Annotated in this window: 17 protein-coding genes, 1 tRNA gene and 1 pseudogene; 12 read left to right on the top strand and 7 right to left on the bottom strand. The window is 65.3% G+C overall.

Features of this window, described 5'->3' with window-relative positions:
• Positions 1-55 precede the first annotated feature (55 nt).
• Both WS45_RS21000 and WS45_RS20995 read left to right on the top strand, forming a co-directional pair.
• Complete coding sequence (locus WS45_RS21000) at positions 56-442, top strand: integration host factor subunit alpha (RefSeq protein ID WP_006486093.1); 387 nt, start codon at positions 56-58, stop codon at positions 440-442.
• Positions 443-503: 61 nt separating this feature from the next.
• Complete coding sequence (locus WS45_RS20995; protein ID WP_059701483.1) at positions 504-917, top strand: MerR family transcriptional regulator; 414 nt, start codon at positions 504-506, stop codon at positions 915-917.
• A 78-nt stretch (positions 918-995) separates the two neighbouring features.
• Here WS45_RS20995 and WS45_RS20990 read toward each other — a convergent pair whose 3' ends face one another.
• Both WS45_RS20990 and WS45_RS20985 read right to left on the bottom strand, forming a co-directional pair.
• Entirely contained in the window at positions 996-3,206 is a 2,211-nt protein-coding gene (locus tag WS45_RS20990; protein WP_059701480.1) for a hypothetical protein, read from the bottom strand.
• Positions 3,207-3,558: 352 nt separating this feature from the next.
• The gene (locus WS45_RS20985; RefSeq protein ID WP_257140571.1) at positions 3,559-4,371 is read right to left on the bottom strand and encodes a tyrosine-protein phosphatase; all 813 of its coding nucleotides are present in this window, start codon (positions 4,369-4,371) and stop codon (positions 3,559-3,561) included.
• A gap of 401 nt (positions 4,372-4,772) precedes the next feature.
• Here WS45_RS20985 and WS45_RS20975 point away from each other — a divergent pair, with 401 nt between their 5' ends.
• The 3 genes from WS45_RS20975 (at position 4,773) to bamC (ending at position 7,085) form a co-directional block, all read left to right on the top strand.
• On the top strand, positions 4,773-5,486 hold the full coding sequence (locus tag WS45_RS20975; protein WP_059533085.1) for a methyltransferase domain-containing protein: 714 nt from the start codon (positions 4,773-4,775) through the stop codon (positions 5,484-5,486).
• Positions 5,487-5,658: 172 nt separating this feature from the next.
• Positions 5,659-5,735: transfer RNA gene (locus tag WS45_RS20970), tRNA-Pro, on the top strand.
• A 141-nt stretch (positions 5,736-5,876) separates the two neighbouring features.
• Positions 5,877-7,085, top strand: coding sequence for an outer membrane protein assembly factor BamC (gene bamC, locus WS45_RS20965; RefSeq protein WP_059701475.1), 1,209 nt, complete (start codon positions 5,877-5,879; stop codon positions 7,083-7,085).
• 683 nt (positions 7,086-7,768) lie between these two features.
• Here the strand turns inward: bamC and WS45_RS20960 are convergent.
• From WS45_RS20960 to WS45_RS20950, 3 genes are all read right to left on the bottom strand, one after another.
• Positions 7,769-8,026, bottom strand: coding sequence for a hypothetical protein (locus WS45_RS20960; protein WP_059533081.1), 258 nt, complete (start codon positions 8,024-8,026; stop codon positions 7,769-7,771).
• 137 nt (positions 8,027-8,163) lie between these two features.
• Positions 8,164-8,442 carry a hypothetical protein gene (locus tag WS45_RS20955; protein ID WP_059701473.1) on the bottom strand — a complete coding sequence of 93 codons (279 nt, stop codon included), beginning with the start codon at positions 8,440-8,442 and terminating at the stop codon, positions 8,164-8,166.
• A 222-nt stretch (positions 8,443-8,664) separates the two neighbouring features.
• The gene (locus WS45_RS20950) at positions 8,665-9,381 is read right to left on the bottom strand and encodes a YdcF family protein (RefSeq protein ID WP_059533077.1); all 717 of its coding nucleotides are present in this window, start codon (positions 9,379-9,381) and stop codon (positions 8,665-8,667) included.
• Between the two features lie 157 nt (positions 9,382-9,538).
• Here WS45_RS20950 and WS45_RS20945 point away from each other — a divergent pair, with 157 nt between their 5' ends.
• Positions 9,539-9,856 (top strand): hypothetical protein, encoded by a 318-nt coding sequence (locus tag WS45_RS20945; RefSeq protein WP_059510817.1) that lies wholly within the window; start codon positions 9,539-9,541, stop codon positions 9,854-9,856.
• A 180-nt stretch (positions 9,857-10,036) separates the two neighbouring features.
• On the opposite strand, the gene WS45_RS36230 is transcribed toward WS45_RS20945, so the two are convergent.
• Both WS45_RS36230 and WS45_RS20935 read right to left on the bottom strand, forming a co-directional pair.
• Entirely contained in the window at positions 10,037-10,288 is a 252-nt protein-coding gene (locus tag WS45_RS36230) for a hypothetical protein (protein WP_059701471.1), read from the bottom strand.
• A gap of 201 nt (positions 10,289-10,489) precedes the next feature.
• Positions 10,490-10,885: pseudogene (locus WS45_RS20935) on the bottom strand (transposase); the annotation flags it as partial.
• 430 nt (positions 10,886-11,315) lie between these two features.
• On the opposite strand from WS45_RS20935, the gene WS45_RS20930 reads away from it, so the two are divergent.
• From WS45_RS20930 to nusA, 6 genes are all read left to right on the top strand, one after another.
• Entirely contained in the window at positions 11,316-12,218 is a 903-nt protein-coding gene (locus tag WS45_RS20930) for a LysR family transcriptional regulator (protein ID WP_059691817.1), read from the top strand.
• Positions 12,219-12,282: 64 nt separating this feature from the next.
• A complete protein-coding gene (locus tag WS45_RS20925) occupies positions 12,283-13,485 on the top strand; it encodes a pyridoxal phosphate-dependent aminotransferase (protein ID WP_059701469.1) in 1,203 nt (400 codons plus the stop codon).
• Between the two features lie 272 nt (positions 13,486-13,757).
• Positions 13,758-14,780 carry an SMC-Scp complex subunit ScpB gene (gene scpB, locus WS45_RS20920; RefSeq protein ID WP_059701467.1) on the top strand — a complete coding sequence of 341 codons (1,023 nt, stop codon included), beginning with the start codon at positions 13,758-13,760 and terminating at the stop codon, positions 14,778-14,780.
• A gap of 60 nt (positions 14,781-14,840) precedes the next feature.
• Entirely contained in the window at positions 14,841-16,544 is a 1,704-nt protein-coding gene (gene rluB, locus WS45_RS20915) for a 23S rRNA pseudouridine(2605) synthase RluB (protein ID WP_059701466.1), read from the top strand.
• Between the two features lie 417 nt (positions 16,545-16,961).
• The gene (gene rimP / locus WS45_RS20910; RefSeq protein ID WP_014897219.1) at positions 16,962-17,420 is read left to right on the top strand and encodes a ribosome maturation factor RimP; all 459 of its coding nucleotides are present in this window, start codon (positions 16,962-16,964) and stop codon (positions 17,418-17,420) included.
• The gene (gene nusA / locus WS45_RS20905; protein ID WP_059533060.1) at positions 17,420-18,895 is read left to right on the top strand and encodes a transcription termination factor NusA; all 1,476 of its coding nucleotides are present in this window, start codon (positions 17,420-17,422) and stop codon (positions 18,893-18,895) included. Before rimP ends, nusA begins: the two co-directional genes overlap by 1 nt.
• The last annotated feature ends 31 nt before the right edge of the window (positions 18,896-18,926 follow it).

Genomic DNA, 18,926 nt, shown 5'->3' with positions numbered 1-18,926 from the left:
TCGAGGGCGGCGCTTCCCCATCGTGAGTTTTGGTTTAACGCGCTGTATGGCAGATATGAACGACATGACCTCGAGTGAATTCGAAGCCCTCCTGACGGCGCAACGCAGTGCCATGAACCGCGACGCTTCGGCGCCGGCGTCCACCGAGACGCCGACGCTGACGAAAGCGGAACTGGCGGAGCTGCTGTTCGACAGCGTCGGGCTGAACAAGCGTGAAGCGAAGGACATGGTCGAGGCGTTTTTCGAAGTGATCCGCGACGCGCTCGAAAACGGTGAAAGCGTCAAGCTGTCGGGGTTCGGCAACTTCCAGTTGCGCGACAAGCCGCAGCGTCCGGGCCGCAATCCGAAGACGGGCGAGGCGATTCCGATCGCGGCTCGCCGGGTGGTAACCTTCCACGCGAGCCAGAAGCTGAAGGCGCTGGTCGAAAACGGCGCGGAGTAACGCCCGCGCGCCGACGTCTCCGCGCGGCCGCCGCGCACCCTTTACCGACGGTTAACCGACGATGACCACTACGGTTGAGAAAGTCGTCTTGCCTCCGATTCCCGCGAAGCGCTACTTCACGATCGGTGAAGTCAGTGAGCTGTGCGGGGTCAAGCCGCACGTTCTGCGTTACTGGGAGCAGGAATTCACGCAGTTGCGACCGGTGAAGCGACGTGGCAATCGCCGGTACTACCAGCACCACGAAGTGCTGCTGATCCGGCGGATTCGCGAGTTGCTGTACGAACAGGGGTTCACGATCAACGGGGCGCGCAACCGGCTCGATTCACCGGCCGGCGAGCGTGCTGCAGGCGCGCCGGTCGAGCCCGACGTGCAGGCCGCCGATGCGCGTGTATCGGGCAAGCCGGGGGCAACGGTCGACGTGATCGCGCTGCGGCAGGCGCTCCTCGACGTGATCGACGGACTGAAGCACGACTGAGCGCGACGCTCGGATCGACACGAAGCCCGGTTGGCGAATCGCCACCGGGCTTTTTTCATGCGCGCGTGCCTGCCCGGATCAGCGCGATGCGAGCGGATTCGGCTTGCCCATGTCGACGACCAGCGTGCCGTCCGGCAGCATCCGCACCGAGCCTTGCGCGACCTGGCTGCGGTAGCTGTACAGGTCGAAGCGCATCGGGCCTGTCTCGGCCGAGTTCCGGATCAGCGCGCGCACGTTCAGTTCCAGCACGTTGAACATCTTCATGTCGCCGCCTTCCATCCACATGTAGCTCGGCGCGTCGATCTGCGGCCGCTTCGGCGTGGGTGCGTCGGCAACGCGCCGGAACGTGAGGCGCAGTCCGTCGCGTTCGACCGTAGCCTGGCCGAGCTTGCCGTTCAGCACCGGCGGCGGAAAGACGGTGTACTGGTCGAGCACGAGCGTGTCGCCGCGCAGTTCCGCGCCGCGGCGCTGCAGCGGCGTCAACGACGCGAGCTCGATGCCGAGCGAGCGAAGCAGCTTCGCCTGCGGGATGCCGAGCACCGATACCTGCGACGGCCGGAACGCGAGGTGCCGGTCGTCGAGCACCGAAAGCGAGCCCTTCATGTCGGTCGGCAGCCACACGCCGGGCACGTGATTCCAGAGCTTGATGCCGCCCTGGACGTGCAGGTCCTGACCGTCCGCGCTCAACTGCAGGTCGTTCAGCGAGCGCGGCGAGTAGTCGAGCAGGTAGTTGTTGAAGAGCGCCGACATCGCCTTCCACGATTCGACGACCGTCCCGCCGAGGATGCGGATGTCGTACTGGTTCGGATCGTCGAGGTCGACCGGTTCGCCCGGCCGTTTCGCGACGAGCTGGACGTCGAGATCCTCGACATGGAAGCCGATGTCGCCGGACAGGTTGAAGTCGACATTGTGCAGATGGATCGTCGGGTTGCGGTTCGACACGTGCCGTTCGTTGAACGGGATGGCCGACGAGCGCCGCATCGCAACTTTCTGCATGCCGGGCTGCGCCGTGCCGGCCGCGAGTGCAAACGCTTCCCAGTGCTGGCGCGAGTCGTGCAACGCGGTCTGCTGCGCGGCGAGGAAGCTGTCGTTCAGGCGAGCGGCCGCGTTGCCGAGCGCGGCACCGCTCGCGGGGCCCGCGTACGACGGCATCCGGATCGCCATCGCGCCGCTTTCGTCGAAATTAAAATAGCCGGCCGATACCTGGTCGCGATAGTGATACAGGTCGAACACGAAATGCTGGTCACGCTTGGTCGGATCGACGGGGCCGATCAGGATGTCCGCGTTCATCGGCATCGAGCGCATGAACTTCACGTCGCCGCCGCGGATGTACATCGCCTGTTGCGGCGCGTTCGCGGGCAGCGCGAAGCCGGCGTGCGAGCCGTCGTCGAGCGTCAGGTCGAGGCCGGCCGGCGTCACGCGCAGCGCGGTGATCCTGATCTTCAGCCGTGGCGGCGGCATCAGCTTGTCGACCGACATCACGAGGTCGTCGCCGGCGAGCCGCGCGATCGGCGTCTCGACCTTCAGCAGATCGGCCATCTTCACGTTGGCCGCGCGCATCACCGGCTGCGCGTTGATGCCCGATACGCGCACGCCGGTCGGGTGGAATACGAGCTGGCTGCCGTCGCGGATCGTGAGCGTGCCGGTCAGCGAGAACGGCACCCAGCCGTCGCGCTGCATCTCGCCCTGCAGATGGATCACGCCGTCGCCTGCCGACACCGCGAGCCTGCGCAGCGGCGCGTTGCGGTAACCGAAGATGTACGTGTTGAAGAGGGCGGTCAGCTTCGCGTTGTCGAGCGTGACCGTGCCTTCGTGCACGTCGATTTCGAAACTCGTCGGATCGTCGAACACGATCGGTGCGCCGGCCTGCGTCGGCACGAGTGTCGCGGACAGTTGATGGATGAAGAAGCCGAGGTTGTTGACGATGCGGAAATCGACGTCGCGCAGGAACGTCATCGCACCGTTCTGGCCCGAGTCGCGCAGCGTGAACGGGCGCGGCTGAGTGAGGCTGAGCGACGCGAGCGACGGCACCGTGCGCGCGATCTGCTGTTCGCGGGCGAGGCGTTCGGCCTTGGTGCGCTCGATCTTCGTCGATGCGACGGACGTGTTGCCGTCGCGCTGCGCGGCCGGTTCCGCACAGCCGGCGCAGAGCAGCGCGAGCGCAAGCGCGCCGCAGCCGAGCGCACGAGAGGCGCCCGGTGAAACCGGCGCGGCCGCGCGTCGCGAGCCGGCCATCCAGTCGAGAAATGCCAAAGGCGTGCGATGGCCGCGCCGGACCGCATTCCGCATCGTCTGTCTCCATGTCTTGTCGTGATCGGCGAGGGCGCACGGCCGATGCGCGGCGCGGACGTCGATGCCGTGCAGTGTGGCATAGCGCGCTAGAGCGGCGTAACCAAACAGCGAGCGTCCGGGCAGGACCGGCCGGCGCGCGACGGGACAATGGATTCGCGGCGGCGGAGCAGAAAGATCAAACGGTCGTTTGGTTTTGCGGTCGAGGCGGGGGCGCGCGTTGCGCCGGATCGGCAAACCCGGCGTCGGCGTTGGCTGGCGCGGAGTGACATGCCGGATGAAGGCGATGTCCGATCCGGGGGGCAGGCGGGAGTGGCTGACGCGCCAGTGCTTTCGCCGCCTGCACGACCGATCAGACCAGCATGCTCCGCCGGATTGCATTCTGCGTCGTCTGGTCCAGCTGCAGGCCGTTTTCGATGTACGACGTCATCGAGCCGTACGATGCGACAACCTGGTCGAATGCCGCCTGCAGATAGGTCGCTTGCGCGCTCTGCAACGCGGCCATCATGTCGGCCGCATCCTGCCCGCCGCTTTTGCGCGCCTGTGCGACATAAGCGGCGATCTCCGACGCGCTGTAGACGTTGGTCAGCAGATAGTCGGCGAGGATCGTCTGCAGGGGGACACCGAGGATCGTGTGCAGAATGGCCGTCGCCCAGCCGGTGCGATCCTTGCCGGCCGTGCAGTGGAAGACCAGATTGCCACCGGACGCGGCAAAGCCGGCGAATAGCGTGTGGTAACTCATCCGTGCCGTTTCCGACGTCACGAACGCCCGATACATGCTTTGCATGAAGGCCGCGGCAGTCGCACCGTCGGTCGGGAGCGCACCGATACTGGCGACGCCGAGCACGCTGAGGTTCTGCCAGGTGGCGCCGGCCAATGGCGCATCCGGCTGCGCGTGGATCTCCGCGGTCGTGCGCAGGTCGCATACGTGCGTGATGCCGAGCGTATCGACCGTTGCGAGGTCGGCCGCCGACAGCGCGAGCGCGGACGACCGGTAGATCGCGCCTTTCTTCATCGCTGCACCACTCGCGGTGGCATAGCCCGCTCCGTCCGGTCCTCCGGTGTCACGAAAGTTCGCTGCCGAACCGAGCCTGGGCGTCGTGACGGGGGCGACCGCGATCGAATCGCCGCCGCACGCGGACAGAAGAGGCGTGCCTCCCAGCATGATGCCAATCGTGCCGGCACCCAGCCGGAGAAAGTGTCGACGGGAAATGTCGCTTTTCTGAGTCATTCACTGGCCTTTGTCTGAGACGGTGACGGGACGTCGCGACCGCCGTTGCGATCGAAACCGCCGCCGCCGGCGTGCCGCGCAGCGCGGCGAAGCGGAGACGTGCCATATCGATCTGCATGCAGTCGGACGATGTGCCGTGCGCGTTGATCTCGCACCGGCCAAGCGCACGGTAGCGATCCGCGACGAATCGGCCATCGTCCTTTTCGATTAAGGCGCGACACAGGTTGCCCGTGCGAATCGCGCAACTTGCCGTACGTGCGACGGCGGCGACGCGGTAAGATCGGCGTCAGTGGCTGGATGGATCAAAGCATGGTGGCCGACACGGGGGAGGCGTCATGGATCTGAAGGAGCTCGACGTATTGGGAGCGGATGTAGGCGATCACTGGTACTACGCGTCGAAGGCGAGCGCGATCCGTCGGTTTCTGGGCACGTCGGACGCGAACCGCATACTCGACGTCGGTGCCGGCTCGGGTTTCTTTTCGAAGCATTTGCTCGAGCGCACGCAGGCGACGGAAGCATGGTGTGTCGATACGAGCTACACCGACGACACCGACGGGGAGGCGGCCGGCAAGCCCGTCCATTTTCGCCGGGCCGTCGATCGGTTTGATGCCGATCTCGTGTTGCTGATGGATGTCCTCGAGCACGTCGACGACGATGTCGGGTTGCTTGCCCGCTACGTGGCGGGTGCGCCGAAGGGCAGCCGGTTCCTGATCACGGTTCCCGCGTTTCAGTTCCTCTGGAGCGCGCATGACGATTTTCTCGAGCACAAGCGCAGGTATACGCTCGACGGTCTCGAAGATGTCGCGCGTCGTGCGGGGCTGGAGGTCGAGCGCGGCGCCTACTACTTCGGCCTCACGTTCCCGCTCGCGGCGGCATTGCGACTGAGCGAGCGGGTGCGTCGGCAACCGCGCGAACCGGCGTCGCAGTTGCGCCGACACCATCCGGTCGTCAACGGTTTGCTCAAGCTGATCTGCCGGGCCGAGTTGCCGATGTTCCGATTCAATCGGATGGCGGGCCTCACGGTCATCTGTGTCGCGCACCGGCCGTGAGCATGGGGCGGATCGCATGGCCGGACCGTGGTATAGCCGGATGCGCGTTGCCGCCCGTGTCGAAGCCGGCTTGCTCCGTTGGGTCATGTCGCAAAAAATTTCGCAGGAACATGCACAAAATGCATGCGACCCGTTCTAAAGCGGCCAACTGTCTGTTATAATTTTTTTCTTTCGGGGCGTAGCGCAGCCTGGTAGCGTACCTGCATGGGGTGCAGGTGGTCGGAGGTTCAAATCCTCTCGCCCCGACCAGACAAAGAACCCGCGTCAGTTCAAGCTGACGCGGGTTTTTTCTTGCCGGTCGCTTTTTTGCACATCCCGGCGCGGCCCCGGTAAAATGCAAGGTTGATCCACGGAAAGCGCCGTGATTTAGCGGAAGAGGATTCCCCGAACATGACTGATCTTCGTCTTACCATGCGGTTCGCTGCAGTGCTCGCCACCGGCGCGCTCGTTGCCGGTTGCGGTACGTCGTCGCCCACGAAAGTGGACTACAAGAGCGATTCCAAATCGAAGGAAGCGTCGCTCGCAGTGCCGCCCAACATGCTCGACGAGACGGCCGATCAGCGTTCGCTGCCGCCACAGGGCGGTGCGACTTCCCTGTCCGCACTTCAGCAGGTCCAGCACGCGGCGCCCACGACGGACACCGTCGCGCCCGCCGTGGCCGGCATGCATATTCAGCGCGACGGCACCGAGAGCTGGCTCGTGATCGACGGCAAGAAACCCGCCGACATCTGGCCGCAAGTTCGCCGTTTCTGGCAGGAGCAGGGCTTCCTGCTCGTCGTCGACCAGCGCGATAAAGGCGTGATGGAAACCGACTGGAACGAAACCCATCCGCAGATCAACGACGGCCTGATCCGCAGCGTGATCTCCAAGGCGATGGGCAATTCGTACGTGACGGCCGAGCGCAACAAGTACCGCACCCGCCTCGATTCGGCGCCGAACGGCGGCACCTACGTGTTCATTAGCCAGAAGGGCATGCGCGAGGCGATCACCGGCGCGAACAACGATTCGAGCAAGTGGGAAGCGAAACCCAACGATCCGGCGCTCGAGACCGAATACCTGAAGCGGCTGATGGCGGTGCTCGCACAGAACGAGCAGCGCGCGAAGAACGGTGAGCCGCCGATCGCGAACATCAACGACAACACGGTGCCGAAGGACAAAAAGGCGGATACCGACGCATCGAAGGCCGCCGCCGCGGCGATCGCTGCGCAGAACGTCGCGCGTACGTCGTCGCAAGCGAACGACGTCGATTCGGCCGCGGTGCCGTCCGAGGTCACGCTCGGCGAGCCGTACGACCGGTCGTGGCTGCATGTCGGCCTCGCACTCGATCGTGCGAATTTCACCGTCGACGATCGCGATCGCACGAAGGGGCTGTATTTCGTGCGTTATGTCGATCCGAAGGATCTGAGCTCGGCCGAGCAGGGCTTCTGGAGCCAGCTGTTCCACGGCAAGAAGGAAAAACAGGCGAAGCAGTATCGCATCAACGTGAAGGCGCTGACGCCCGACCAGACGCGTGTGGCAATCGTCGACGACTCGGGTGCGATCGATACGTCGGGGCCGGCCCGGCAGATCATGGGGCTGCTCGTGAATCAGCTGCGCTGATCGCGGTACGCTCCCGCTCTTCGAAAAAGCCCGCCTTCCGGCGGGCTTTTTTCATGGTCGCGCGCGACTGCCGATTCTGGCGTGTGCGGGACGTTCGCGCCCCTCCGTCGTGACGTTACGTAACATTCGTGCGTTACGGCGGAAGAACGGGTGTTACATCACCGTGACCTCGGAAAATATCCTTATGGATCAATGGCATGCTTTCGAAAGTGCGCCTGGCACGCAAACTGCTTTATAAGTGCGAATCGTTAGGACAGGGAGGATGGCGTCAGAGACCGGGCAGGCGTCGCGAGCGCCTGATCAACGGTTTCGACGTCTCAGATGCCGGCGCTGCGAGCGTTGGCGTAACCGATGACGATCCGCGCCTCGCGCGGATCTCGATGGCCCCGTCGCCTATCCTCGTAGGGCGACGGTTTCGCCCGCGCTTCTTCTGAAGCGCGGGCAATTTTTTTGGTGGAGCCGCAATGCGACACATGGCGATCCGGCGCGTGCTGGATTCGCTGATTCGCAATCTTTTCTGAGTGGGGAGCTGGCGCGATTCGCCGTGCGCCGGGACGGCCGGGTGGCTTTGGCTGTGCATGCGCATGCCGCGCACTGAGTTGATCGGTCCGGAATCCGCGTGCTGTCGAAGCCCGCATGAGCAGGCTGGTGCGGCCGGACGCGTTGCCGGCCGCCGCGGCGCGTCAGTGCGACGCGCTGGGTACGTCGAGAATCAGGATGATCGTCCAGTCGGCGTCGCCGTCGTGGTGATACTGACGTTCGGCGACGATAAACGGTTGCTGCTTGCCTTGCGGACCGAGGAAAATTACGTCGCCCTCCATCGGCAGGCACTCGATCGGCGGCAGCGCGAGGAAGGCGTCGTCCGAGCCGCGCGGCATCAGTTGCTTGATCTTGCGAGTGGCTGCGTCGGTCCACTCGATGTCGAGTTGAATGTTGCTCATGCTGTCCTCCGCACCGGGGTGCGCACGGGTGGAAAATTTCGGTGCGCGACTTTAGCACAGCGCGCAGGCGCCGCAACCAAAAAAAGCCGAACCCGGTTGCCCGGATTCGGCTTTTCGCTTGTGCGGTGCCGCCGAACTTACTGGCTGGCAGCGTCTGCCGGAGCGGCCTTGGCGGCCTTCTTGCCAGCCTTCTTCGCTGCCTTGTGGTGAGCAGCCTTCTTGCCGTGGTGCTCTTCCTGCATCGCCGGCTGTGCAGCCTCGGCTGCTTGCTGCTGTTGCAGTGCCTGTGCGCGCTGCTCGATCTCGGCGATCTTGGCCGGGTCGGTGATGGTCTGGATTTGCGTGCTCTCTTGCGCATACGCTGCGCCAGTCAGCGCCGACATCGCGACCAGAATAGCCAGGGACGTCTTCTTCATTGCTTTACCTCCGCTAAGTGGTGATGAACCCGAATGTTGCCGTTTTGTCTGGCGACTGCAATCGAGTGCGTGTCGAGTGTAACAAAAGTGACGGATCAATGTGCACCGGATCGGTGTGCAGCGCAAGGCCCCGTTGAAGTCGCGCAACACTTCGTGCATTCCGTCATGCGCATGCCATCCCGCGCGGCGCAGTCGTTTTCGCGTTCGCTGCACGCGTCGCCATCAAAACCAGCCGAGCCACCGGTAGACGTGGAACTGCGCGATGCCGATCAGCTCGTGCAATGCCTGATTCGCGTCTTCCAGGTTGTGCCAGCGGGGCAGCCAGCCCGTTTGCGCGCGCCGGCGATTGGAATAAACGGGCTGCGGATCGATGCCGAAGCGGCGGAAATCGAGCAATGCGCGACGCATCTGGTAGGACGATGCGACGAGAATGCGCGAGTCGTCATGTTGTGAGCGTAGTATAGAAGCGGTGAATTTCGCATTTTCGTAGGTGGTACGGCTGTCCGGCTCGAGAACGAGGTCGCCGGGAGCGACGCCTTCCGCGATCAGGCGGCGCCCGTAGACGGCCGCCTCGGTTTCGCCGTGATGTTGAGGGTCGCCGCCCGACATCACCACGGTGCAGCGGGTGGCCTGCTCGCGGCACGTGCGATAGAGCGCCGCGGTCGTGCGGATGCGTGCTTCGCCGTCGGGCGGCGGCCGCAGGCCGGTGTCGCTGCGCCGTGTGCCGATGCCGATGATGATCAGTGTGGTGCGGCCGTGCATGTCGGGGCGCTCGACCGGCGTCACGCCCGCCTCGGTCCATGCGATGAGTGGCGCGGTGAGCCAGCCTGTCGCGAGCAGCCAGAGCAGCGCGACGCTGGCGATCGCGATGAGTCTCCGCCGCTTGCGGAAGAGCATGAAACCGATGAAGAGAAGTACAAATGAATCGAACAGAATCAATTTGATTGGGGTATGGTGTCTTTTTATGGACGGCTGACGATCCGGCCCTGACGCGACGCCGAACGTCGGCCCCCAGAATCGGTGGCGGTATCGGCGGGTGGAGCTCCCGCCCGGCGCGCCGCTTCGCATTGTCGCTGCACTTTAAGAAAGAATCGAGATGGCCACGTATTCCAACGAAGCGGTGCTCGACGCATTGAGACGAGTGCAGTACCGCCAGGTACCGTGGGCGCGCCGCCCGGGCGTGTTCGAGTATCTTCGGTCGCTGGGGCTGATGGACACGGTCAGGCAGAAGACGGTTGCCCCCGCGCCCGGTTTCCATGCGCCGGTCGACATCGCGGTGCTGACCGATAGTGGTCGGGCCGAATGCGCGCGCCTCGAGCGCGACGAGAAATTACTTTCCTGGACCGATCGCCGTATGGACGACTACGCGTTAAGCGAAGCGAGCGCCGTGGCGATTCTCGAAAGCCGCCTGTAGCGGCGCACTCCTGACCTCGCGCCGTCGTCGGCGGCATTCAAAAAAAAGCCCGTATCGCGAGGATACGGGCGTACCGGATACTTTTGCTGTTGCCACGCTGTGCTCATGGCAACGGATGTGACTCGTCGTATGTCGAGCAGTTCCCGGATTCGGGAATTTTCTTTGACGAAATCCTGTGGACTACGGATGACGCGGCAGCTCTGTCGGCTGCGAGCCGATGCGCGCGCGTGCGTTGCTGGCGATGTCGCCGCGCAAATCGCCGCGCGGCACGGTCTGTCGATTGAGCGACGTGGCGGGCGGTTGCTGGCGAAGGGTGTTTCGGTGATCCTGCTGGCGGTGGGGCGGCTTCGCGCGATCGTCGGCGTGAGCGGGGGCGGTCAGCGCCAGCGAAATGACAATGCCGCATGCGACGAGCAGTGACATTGTTTTCATGGCGGGGCTCCCTTCAAGCCATCGGCGCGGCTTGTTGATATGACGCTAAGGTAAGCGCGGGAGTGCAGGCTTGCTGTAAATAATAGTAAATAGATGTATCGCGGCGCGACAGCGGTAATCGACGACGACGCGGGCGCCGCGCAAAGCGCGTGGCGCCGAAAGAAACCGGGCGGCCGAAGCCGCCCGATCGAGCATGCGTTACGCCATCTTCACGGGGGCGCGCCAGGATTCCGGATTGGTCCAGAAGGCGCCGCGCAACCGGTCGCGGCTCGGCGGTGCAGGCGGCTTCGCCGCGCTTGCCCCGATGCGCCCGCGCAGCGAGATCTGGCGGCCGCTCGTGCCGAGGCGCTTGACGATTTCGGCGAGCGTCCCGTCCGCCTGCCATTCGTCGAAGCGACGGCGGCAGGTCGGCGGCGACGGATAGCGACCCGGCAGCTTCGACCAGCCTTCACCGGTCGACAGTACCCACAGCACGGCGTTTACCACCGAGCGGGCCTCCACGCGGGGGCGGCCGCGCCGTTCACTGCGTGCGGGTTCCGAGCAAAACAGACCTTCGACCAGCGCCCACTCGTTATCTCTCAAATCGTCGAACAGCATCATGTCCTCACCTCAGCGAAGCTAACTCCGGTGCGCTGCCCTGCGCCGCGCACTCTTCAAGCACTCGAGTGTCGAGTGCCGGGTGGGGGCGTCCGGTTGACCGGCAGCGGCGTTTCTGCCTTCCGTCCGACTCGACCTGCGCCCTGTGCGTCAGGTAAAGCACGATGCGTGCCATGTCGGAGGCGATTCCCTCGAGAGCCGCTTGGCAGCGGGCTAACGGCTAAGTCAGCTAGGGGCGTATAAGACGCCAAAATAACCCGTCAGCAAATCAGGACAATCACCAATCTTGTGCAATTCGCCCGCACCACGTGCGTTTCCGTGGATATTGCACCGCAGCGAAACATGTGCGGCCGGTGCGGCATTCGTCAATCGACGCTGATTTCGTGCATTAAAATCGTGCATCGATATCGACGATTGATGAGGTGAGGGGATGAACGTTACGCTGCGCCAGCTTCGCGTATTCATCGAGGTTGCGCGGCTCCGGAGCTTCAGTCGCGCGGGTGACGAGATCGGACTCACGCAGTCCGCGGTCAGCCGTTGCGTGCGCGAACTCGAGGCCGAGCTCGGGCTGAAGCTGATCGACCGGACGACCCGCGACGTGCAGTTGACCGACGTCGGGGGGAACCTGATCGCGAGTGTGTCCCGCCTGATCGACGATCTCGACGACACGCTGCGCGAGATTCGCGAGATCGGCGAGCAGCGGCGGGGGCGCGTGATCGTCGCCGCGAGCCCGACGATTGCGTGCCGGCTGATGCCGCGCGTCGTCGCGGCCTGCGAGCGCCAGTTTCCGTTCGTCACGCTCGGCCTGCGCGACGACGTGCAGAGCGACGTGCTGCGAAAGGTGAAGTCGAGCGAGGTCGATTTCGGCGTCGTCATCGGGCCGCTCACCGTTGCCGATCTCGTGTGCGAACCGTTGATGACCGACTCGTTCTGCCTGGTCGCGCGCGCCGATCATCCGCTCGCGGCGCGGGCCGAGGTGCCCTGGACGGCGCTCGATGGCGAGCGCCTCGTCCTGCTCGACCACGCGTCCGGAAGCCGGCCATTGATCGACGCCGCGCTGGCAGCCCATCGGGTGAACGCGACGGTCATGCAGGAGCTCGGGCATTCGGCGACGGTATTCGGGCTCGTCGAGGCCGGTGTCGGCGTGAGCGTGCAGCCGTGGCTGTCGCTGCCGCTGCCGGCGGGATCGTCGCTGGTCGCGCGGCCGCTGACGCCGCGTACCGAGCGCACCGTCGAGCTGGTGCGCCGCCGCGACCGGTCGCTGTCGCCGGCCGCGCAGGCGATCTGGGAACTCGTGCGCCAGATGCCGGCGCGGGCTGAAGATCTCGACTGAGGGTGCTGATCCGGCGCGCACGCCGGTACACTACGCGGATCGTGTTCCTCGGTGGCGGTTCTCGATGACGTATTCCGCAGATGTCGGCCCGGCGACGGGCGAGCCGACGGCACGCAGCGCGGTCCGCGCGCTGCGTCCGTCGCTGATCAGGGAAGTCGCGAACGCCGGCTTCGGCGTGCCCGACGTGCTGCCATTCTGGTTCGGTGAATCCGATCGCGTGACGCCGGCATTCATTCGCGACGCGGCTGCCGCGGCGCTGCGCGACGGCGCAACCTTCTACACGCACAACCTCGGCACGGTATCGTTGCGTAACGCGATTGCGGCCTATGTGAGCGCGCGTCATGGCGCGACCGCGGCCGATGCGATCGCCGTGACGAGTTCGGGCGTGAGCGCGCTGATGCTGGCCGCGCAGCTGCTGGTCGGTCCGGGCGATCGTGTCGTCGCGGTCACGCCGCTCTGGCCGAACCTCGTTGAAATCCCGAAAATTCTCGGTGCACAGGTCGAGTGCATGCCGCTCCGCCATGGCGATGAGGGCTGGGGGCTCGACATCGACCGGCTGCTCGCGGCGCTGACGCCCGGCACGCGAATGCTGTTCGTGAACTCGCCGAACAATCCGACCGGCTGGATGATGTCCCGCGACGACCAGCGGGCCGTGCTCGCGCATTGCCGGCGTCACGGCATCTGGGTGGTTTCCGACGAGGTGTACGAACGGCTCGCGTTCGGCGCGGACGGCGCGCCGTCGTTTCTCGACATCGCGTCGCGCGACGAGCGGGTCATCGTCGTGAATTCGTTCTCGAAGGCCTGGGCGATGACGGGCTGGCGGCTCGGATGGCTGGTCGCGCCGGCGTCGATCATGGGCGATTTGTCGAAGCTGGTCGAATACAACACGTCGTGTGCGCCGGGTTTCATCCAGGCCGCGGGGGAAGTCGCGCTGCGCGACGGCGAATCGTTCGTGCACTCGTTCGTTGCGGCGCTGCGTGGCGCACGCGACCACCTGGTCGCCGCGCTGCGCACGTTGCCGGGCGTCGATGTGCCGCCTCCGCCGGGCGCGATGTACCTGTTCCTGCGCCTGCCGGGCGCGGACGACAGTCTCGCGTTCTGCAAGTCGTTGGTGCGCGAGGCCGGGCTTGGGCTGGCGCCGGGGCGCGCGTTCGGCCCGGAAGGGGAAGGGTTCGTGCGCTGGTGCTACGCGTGCGATCCGGTGCGGCTCGACGCGGGCGTCGAGCGCTTGCGGGCGTTCCTTGCGCGCGGCGCGGGCCTGCGTTGAAGCGGGGGCGGAGCTGCTGCGGCGTGCGGGCGACGGGCCGTTCGGCTCATCTTTACGCACCGGGCAATTTTGCGTAAGATGGCGCTCAGTCACGCGGTTCCGTCGTTGAGCCGTGCTGTTCCGTCCGGTTTGGGCCTGGCTTGAAGTTGGTTCGCCGCCCCCGGTTCGTGCTCCCATCAATATGACCGATCAGAATCGGGCGAGCGCGTCTTCCGTTCCTTTCGTCTGTTTGTTGATCCGGTTCGTTTGACCACAGGGTCTGGCCTAGCTGCATGAATACCCAAGAGGCGAAGATCGTCCTCGAGACTGCCTTGATCTGCGCGCAAGAACCGCTGAAACTCGGCGATTTGCGCAAGCTCTTTGCCGACGGCGTGTCGGCTGACACGGTCCGCACGTTGCTCGAAGATCTGAAACAGGATTGGTCCGGTCGCGGTGTCGAACTGGTGGCGCTGGCAACCGGATGGCGCTTTCAGAGCAAGCCGGCGATGCGCCATTATCTGGACCGGCTGCATCCCGAGAAGCCGCCGAAATATTCGCGCGCGGTGCTCGAAACGCTCGCGATCATCGCGTATCGGCAACCCGTCACGCGCGGCGACATCGAAGAGATTCGCGGCGTCACGGTCAATACGCAGGTGGTCAAGCAGCTCGAGGATCGCGGCTGGATCGAGGTGATCGGGCATCGCGACGTGCCGGGACGTCCGGCGCTGTACGCGACGACCAAGCAGTTCCTCGACGATCTCGGCCTGAAGGCGCTCGACGATCTGCCGGCGCTCGAGGAGCCGGCCGCGAACATCGAGGCCGCGCTGCTCGCGCAGCAGGCGATGGACTTCGATGGCGACGCGCCGGTAGCGGACGCGGTGCCGGAAGCCGGCGAAGCGGCGGCCGACGTGTCGCACATGCAGCCGGATGAATTGCCGGGCGACGCCGCAGCGGAAGGTGCGGCGTCGCAGGAAATGCCGAACCGCGATACGCTGGAAGCTGATCGCGTTCAGATGGAACAGGGCGGCGCCGAAGTAGCGCCGGCCGGCGAGCAGCCCGAGCCGCTGCGCGCGGAAGGGAACGAGGAAGATCGCAAGCCGGCCGCCGACGCGGTTGCCGGAGACGGAGCGGAGGCGGCCGGCGACATGCCGGGCGAGCCTGGCCACGCTGACGCCTCACGCTCCCGTCCCGCGGACGGCGAACTGCTGGACGATACGTCCGACAGCCTCGCCGATGCCGTACGCAGTGCCAGTGCGCCCATCGGCGCCGACGCACTGCCGGACGACGAAGCAGAACCCGAACAGCGCCGCGCCTGATCGCGGCCGACTTCTTGCCGCGCCCGAGCCGGGCGCGAGACCTGACATTTTGAGGTTGTTTTGACTGATATCCACGATATTGAATCGTCCGCGCCTGCCGTGCAGGCCGCGCGTGCCGACGATGCGCCGGAGCAGGATGCTCCGGCCGCGGGTGGTGACGAGCGTCCCCGCCGCGGCCTGCGGCGCGGCCCGCGCAGCCTGATCGCGCGCCGCCGCGCGGCGGCCAAGTCGAAGGGCGAAGGCGAGTCGCAGGGCGGCGAAGGCGCGGATGCGCAGCCGGCCGCGGAAGCTCAGCCCGCACGCGCGCCGCGCAAGGAAGGCGCGGCCAAGGGCGGCCGCAAGCCGGCCGGCAAGCGCGAAGGTGCGGCCAAGGGTGCCCAGGGCGGGCAAGGCGGTCAGGCGCGGCGCGGCGGTTCGGCGAAGGCCGAGGGCGTCGCAGCGAAGGCCGACGGCGATGCGGCGTCGCAGGACGACCTGTTCGCCTATGTGACGTCGCCGGCGTTCGATGCGGACAATTCCGCCGGCGGCAGCGGCGTACGGGCGCCGATGCTGCGTCGCGGCCGCAACCAGCCGACGAACAAGCGCGTGCTGTCGCCGGACGACGACGCGCCGAAGCTCCACAAGGTGCTCGCGGAAGCCGGCATGGGCTCGCGCCGTGAAATGGAAGAGCTGATCGTCGCCGGCCGCGTGTCGGTGAACGGTGAGCCCGCGCACATCGGCCAGCGCATCATGCCGACCGACCAGGTCCGCATCAACGGCAAGCCGGTCAAGCGCAAGCTGCCGAACAAGCCGCCGCGCGTGCTGCTGTACCACAAGCCGACGGGCGAGATCGTCAGTCACGCGGACCCGGAGGGTCGTCCGTCGGTGTTCGATCGCCTGCCGCCGATGAAGACGGCGAAATGGCTCGCGGTGGGCCGTCTCGACTTCAACACCGAAGGTCTGCTGATGCTCACGACGTCGGGCGATCTCGCAAACCGTTTCATGCATCCGCGCTACAGCGTCGAGCGCGAGTATGCGGTGCGCGTCGTCGGCGAACTGTCCGAAGGGATGCGGCAGAAGCTGCTGCACGGCGTCGAACTCGATGACGGCCCGGCGAACTTCCTGCGCATCCGCGACGGCGGCGGCGAGGGCACGAACCATTGGTATCACGTCGCGCTGGCCGAAGGCCGCAACCGCGAAGTGCGCCGGATGTTCGAGGCGGCCGGCCTGATGGTGAGTCGCCTGATCCGTACGCGTCACGGTCCGATTCCGCTGCCGCGCGGTCTGAAGCGCGGTCGTTGGGAGGAGCTCGACGAAGCGCAGGTGCGCAAGCTGATGGCGACCGTCGGCCTGAAGGCGCCGTCCGAGGAAAAGGGCAAGCGTGGTGGTGGCGGGCAGGCCGAGCGTCGCCAGCCGGATCCGATGCAGACGTCGATGGGCTTCATCGGCCGCGAGCCGGTGCTGACGACGCATGGTCAGCTCGATCAGCCGCGTCGCGGTGGCGGTCGACGTGGCGCCCCGGGCTTGCCTGGCCTGAGCGGCTACGGCAGCCTGCCGGTTTCGCCGTCGGGCTACGGCAACCGCTCGGGCGGCGGTCGCGATGTCGATGGCAATCGTGCGTCGTATGGCGCCGGCCCCAAGCGTGAAGGCGCGGGCGGCAAGCGCGGCGGCGGCAAGGGCGGCAACCGCAATCCGAACGGCAATCGCGCCGAAGGCGCCGGCAACGGTGGCGGTGGTGCGCGCGGCGGCCAGCGTCCGCAGCGTAATCGCTCGCGCGGTCGCTGAGCGTTTCCGGCGATCGGCGGCGTGAAGCCGCCGGTGTGCCCGCAATACTGGCGCGAGTCGGGTTGCATCGGCATCTCGCGTTGCGCGGTTTGCTTTTGACTGTATATATACGCGCTGCCGGATTGTGCCGCCTGGTCGGACAGTCCGGTTTCGCATTTTTGGTCGGTAAAGGCGGGCTGGACGCTGCTTTTACCGGCTGGCTTGGCGTTTGCGCCAAAAATCGCTATAATCGCGGAGTCGCTGGGCGTACGGATTCAATGTGCGGCTCAGGTGCGACCACCAGTAAGAAGATGGGCGTTCCGCCCATTTTTTTTTGCTGAAACGGTTAGGCATCTCGGGTAGCGCTTCCTGCGCCGGCTAAGGCGCGCGCCCGCGGGTGAATCGCGAGCGGCGGGCGCGAACACCTGAGAGGACACTGTGCAACTGACGGAACTGATAGAAACCACGGTCACCGGGCTCGGCTACGAGCTGGTGGATCTCGAGCGCACCGGGCGCGGCATGCTTTGCATCTATATCGATCAGCCTGCCGGCATCTCGCTCGAAGATTGCGAAAAGGTCACGCGTCAGCTCCAGCACGTCTTGACGGTCGAAAACATCGATTACGAACGGCTCGAAGTCTCGTCACCGGGGCTCGACCGCCCGTTGAAGAAGCTGGCCGACTTCGAGCGCTTCGCCGGCAGCGAAGTTTCCGTGACCTTGAAAAAGCCGCTGGACGGGCGCAAGACGTACCGGGGCATTCTGCACGCGCCGAATGGCGAAACGATCGGTTTGGAATTTGAGAGGAAGAAGGGCGAGGCAGCCATGCTGGATTTCACGCTGGCCGATATCGACAAAGCCCGCCTGATTCCGCAAGTTGACTTTAGGAGCCGCAAATAATGAGTCGCGAAGTGTTGATGCTGGTGGATGCGCTGGCGCGCGAGAAAAACGTCGACAAGGATGTGGTGCTGGGCGCCCTCGAGGCTGCGCTCGCGTCCGCTTCCAAGAAGCTGTTCGACGAAGGCGCCGAAATCCGCGTCCATATCGATCGCGAAAGCGGCGAGCACGAAACCTTCCGTCGCTGGCTCGTCGTGCCCGACGAGGCAGGCTTGCAGGAACCGGATCGCGAGATCCTGCTGTTCGAAGCGCGTGAGCAGAACCCCGACGTCGAAGTCGGCGAATTCATCGAGGAGCCGGTGCCGTCGATCGAGTTCGGCCGTATCGGCGCGCAAGCCGCCAAGCAGGTGATTCTGCAGAAGGTGCGCGATGCCGAGCGCGAGCAGATCCTGAACGATTATCTCGAGCGCGGCGAAAAGATCATGACGGGCACGGTGAAGCGCCTCGACAAGGGCAACTTCATCGTTGAATCGGGCCGTGTCGAAGCGCTGCTGCGTCGCGACCAGCTGATCCCGAAGGAAAACCTGCGCGTGGGTGACCGCGTGCGTGCATACATCGCGAAGGTCGACCGCACCGCGCGCGGCCCGCAGATCGAACTCTCGCGCACGGCGCCCGAGTTCCTGATGAAGTTGTTCGAGATGGAAGTGCCGGAAATCGAGCAGGGCCTGCTCGAGATCAAGGCAGCCGCTCGCGATCCGGGCGTGCGCGCGAAGATCGGCGTGATCGCCTACGACAAGCGGATCGATCCGATCGGCACCTGCGTCGGCATCCGCGGTTCGCGCGTGCAGGCCGTGCGCAACGAGCTCGGTGGCGAAAACATCGACATCGTGCTATGGTCCGAGGATCCCGCCCAGTTCGTGATCGGCGCGCTCGCGCCGGCAGCCGTCCAGTCGATCGTCGTCGATGAAGAAAAGCACTCGATGGACGTCGTCGTCGACGAAAACGAGCTGGCTGTCGCGATCGGCCGCAGCGGTCAGAACGTTCGCCTTGCCGGCGAGCTGACCGGCTGGCAGATCAACATCATGACGCCGGACGAATCCGCCCTGAAGCAGGGTGAAGAGCGCGATCGACTGCGTTCGCTGTTCATGGCGCGTCTCGACGTCGACGAAGAAGTTGCCGACATCCTGATCGACGAAGGCTTCACGAGCCTCGAAGAGATCGCTTACGTGCCGCTCAACGAAATGCTCGAAATCGAGGCATTCGACGAGGACACCGTGCACGAGCTGCGGAACCGCGCACGCGACGCACTGTTGACGATGGCGATCGCGAACGAAGAAAAGGTCGAAAACGCAGCGCTGGATTTGAAGGGCCTCGACGGCGTCACGCCGGAGTTGCTCGCGAAGCTGGCCGAACACGGCATGCAGACGCGCGACGATCTCGCCGAGCTGGCTGTGGATGAACTGGTCGACATGACCGGGATGGAAGAGGATGCCGCTAAGGCGTTGATCATGAAAGCACGTGAACACTGGTTCCAGTGAGAAATGACCATGGCGCACTGATTTGATGGCG

Origin of the sequence: Burkholderia sp. RF2-non_BP3, assembly GCF_001522185.1 — a bacterium.
GTDB classification, from domain to species: Bacteria; Pseudomonadota; Gammaproteobacteria; order Burkholderiales; family Burkholderiaceae; genus Burkholderia; species Burkholderia diffusa.
This window is presented reverse-complemented; position numbering and strand designations above follow the sequence as displayed.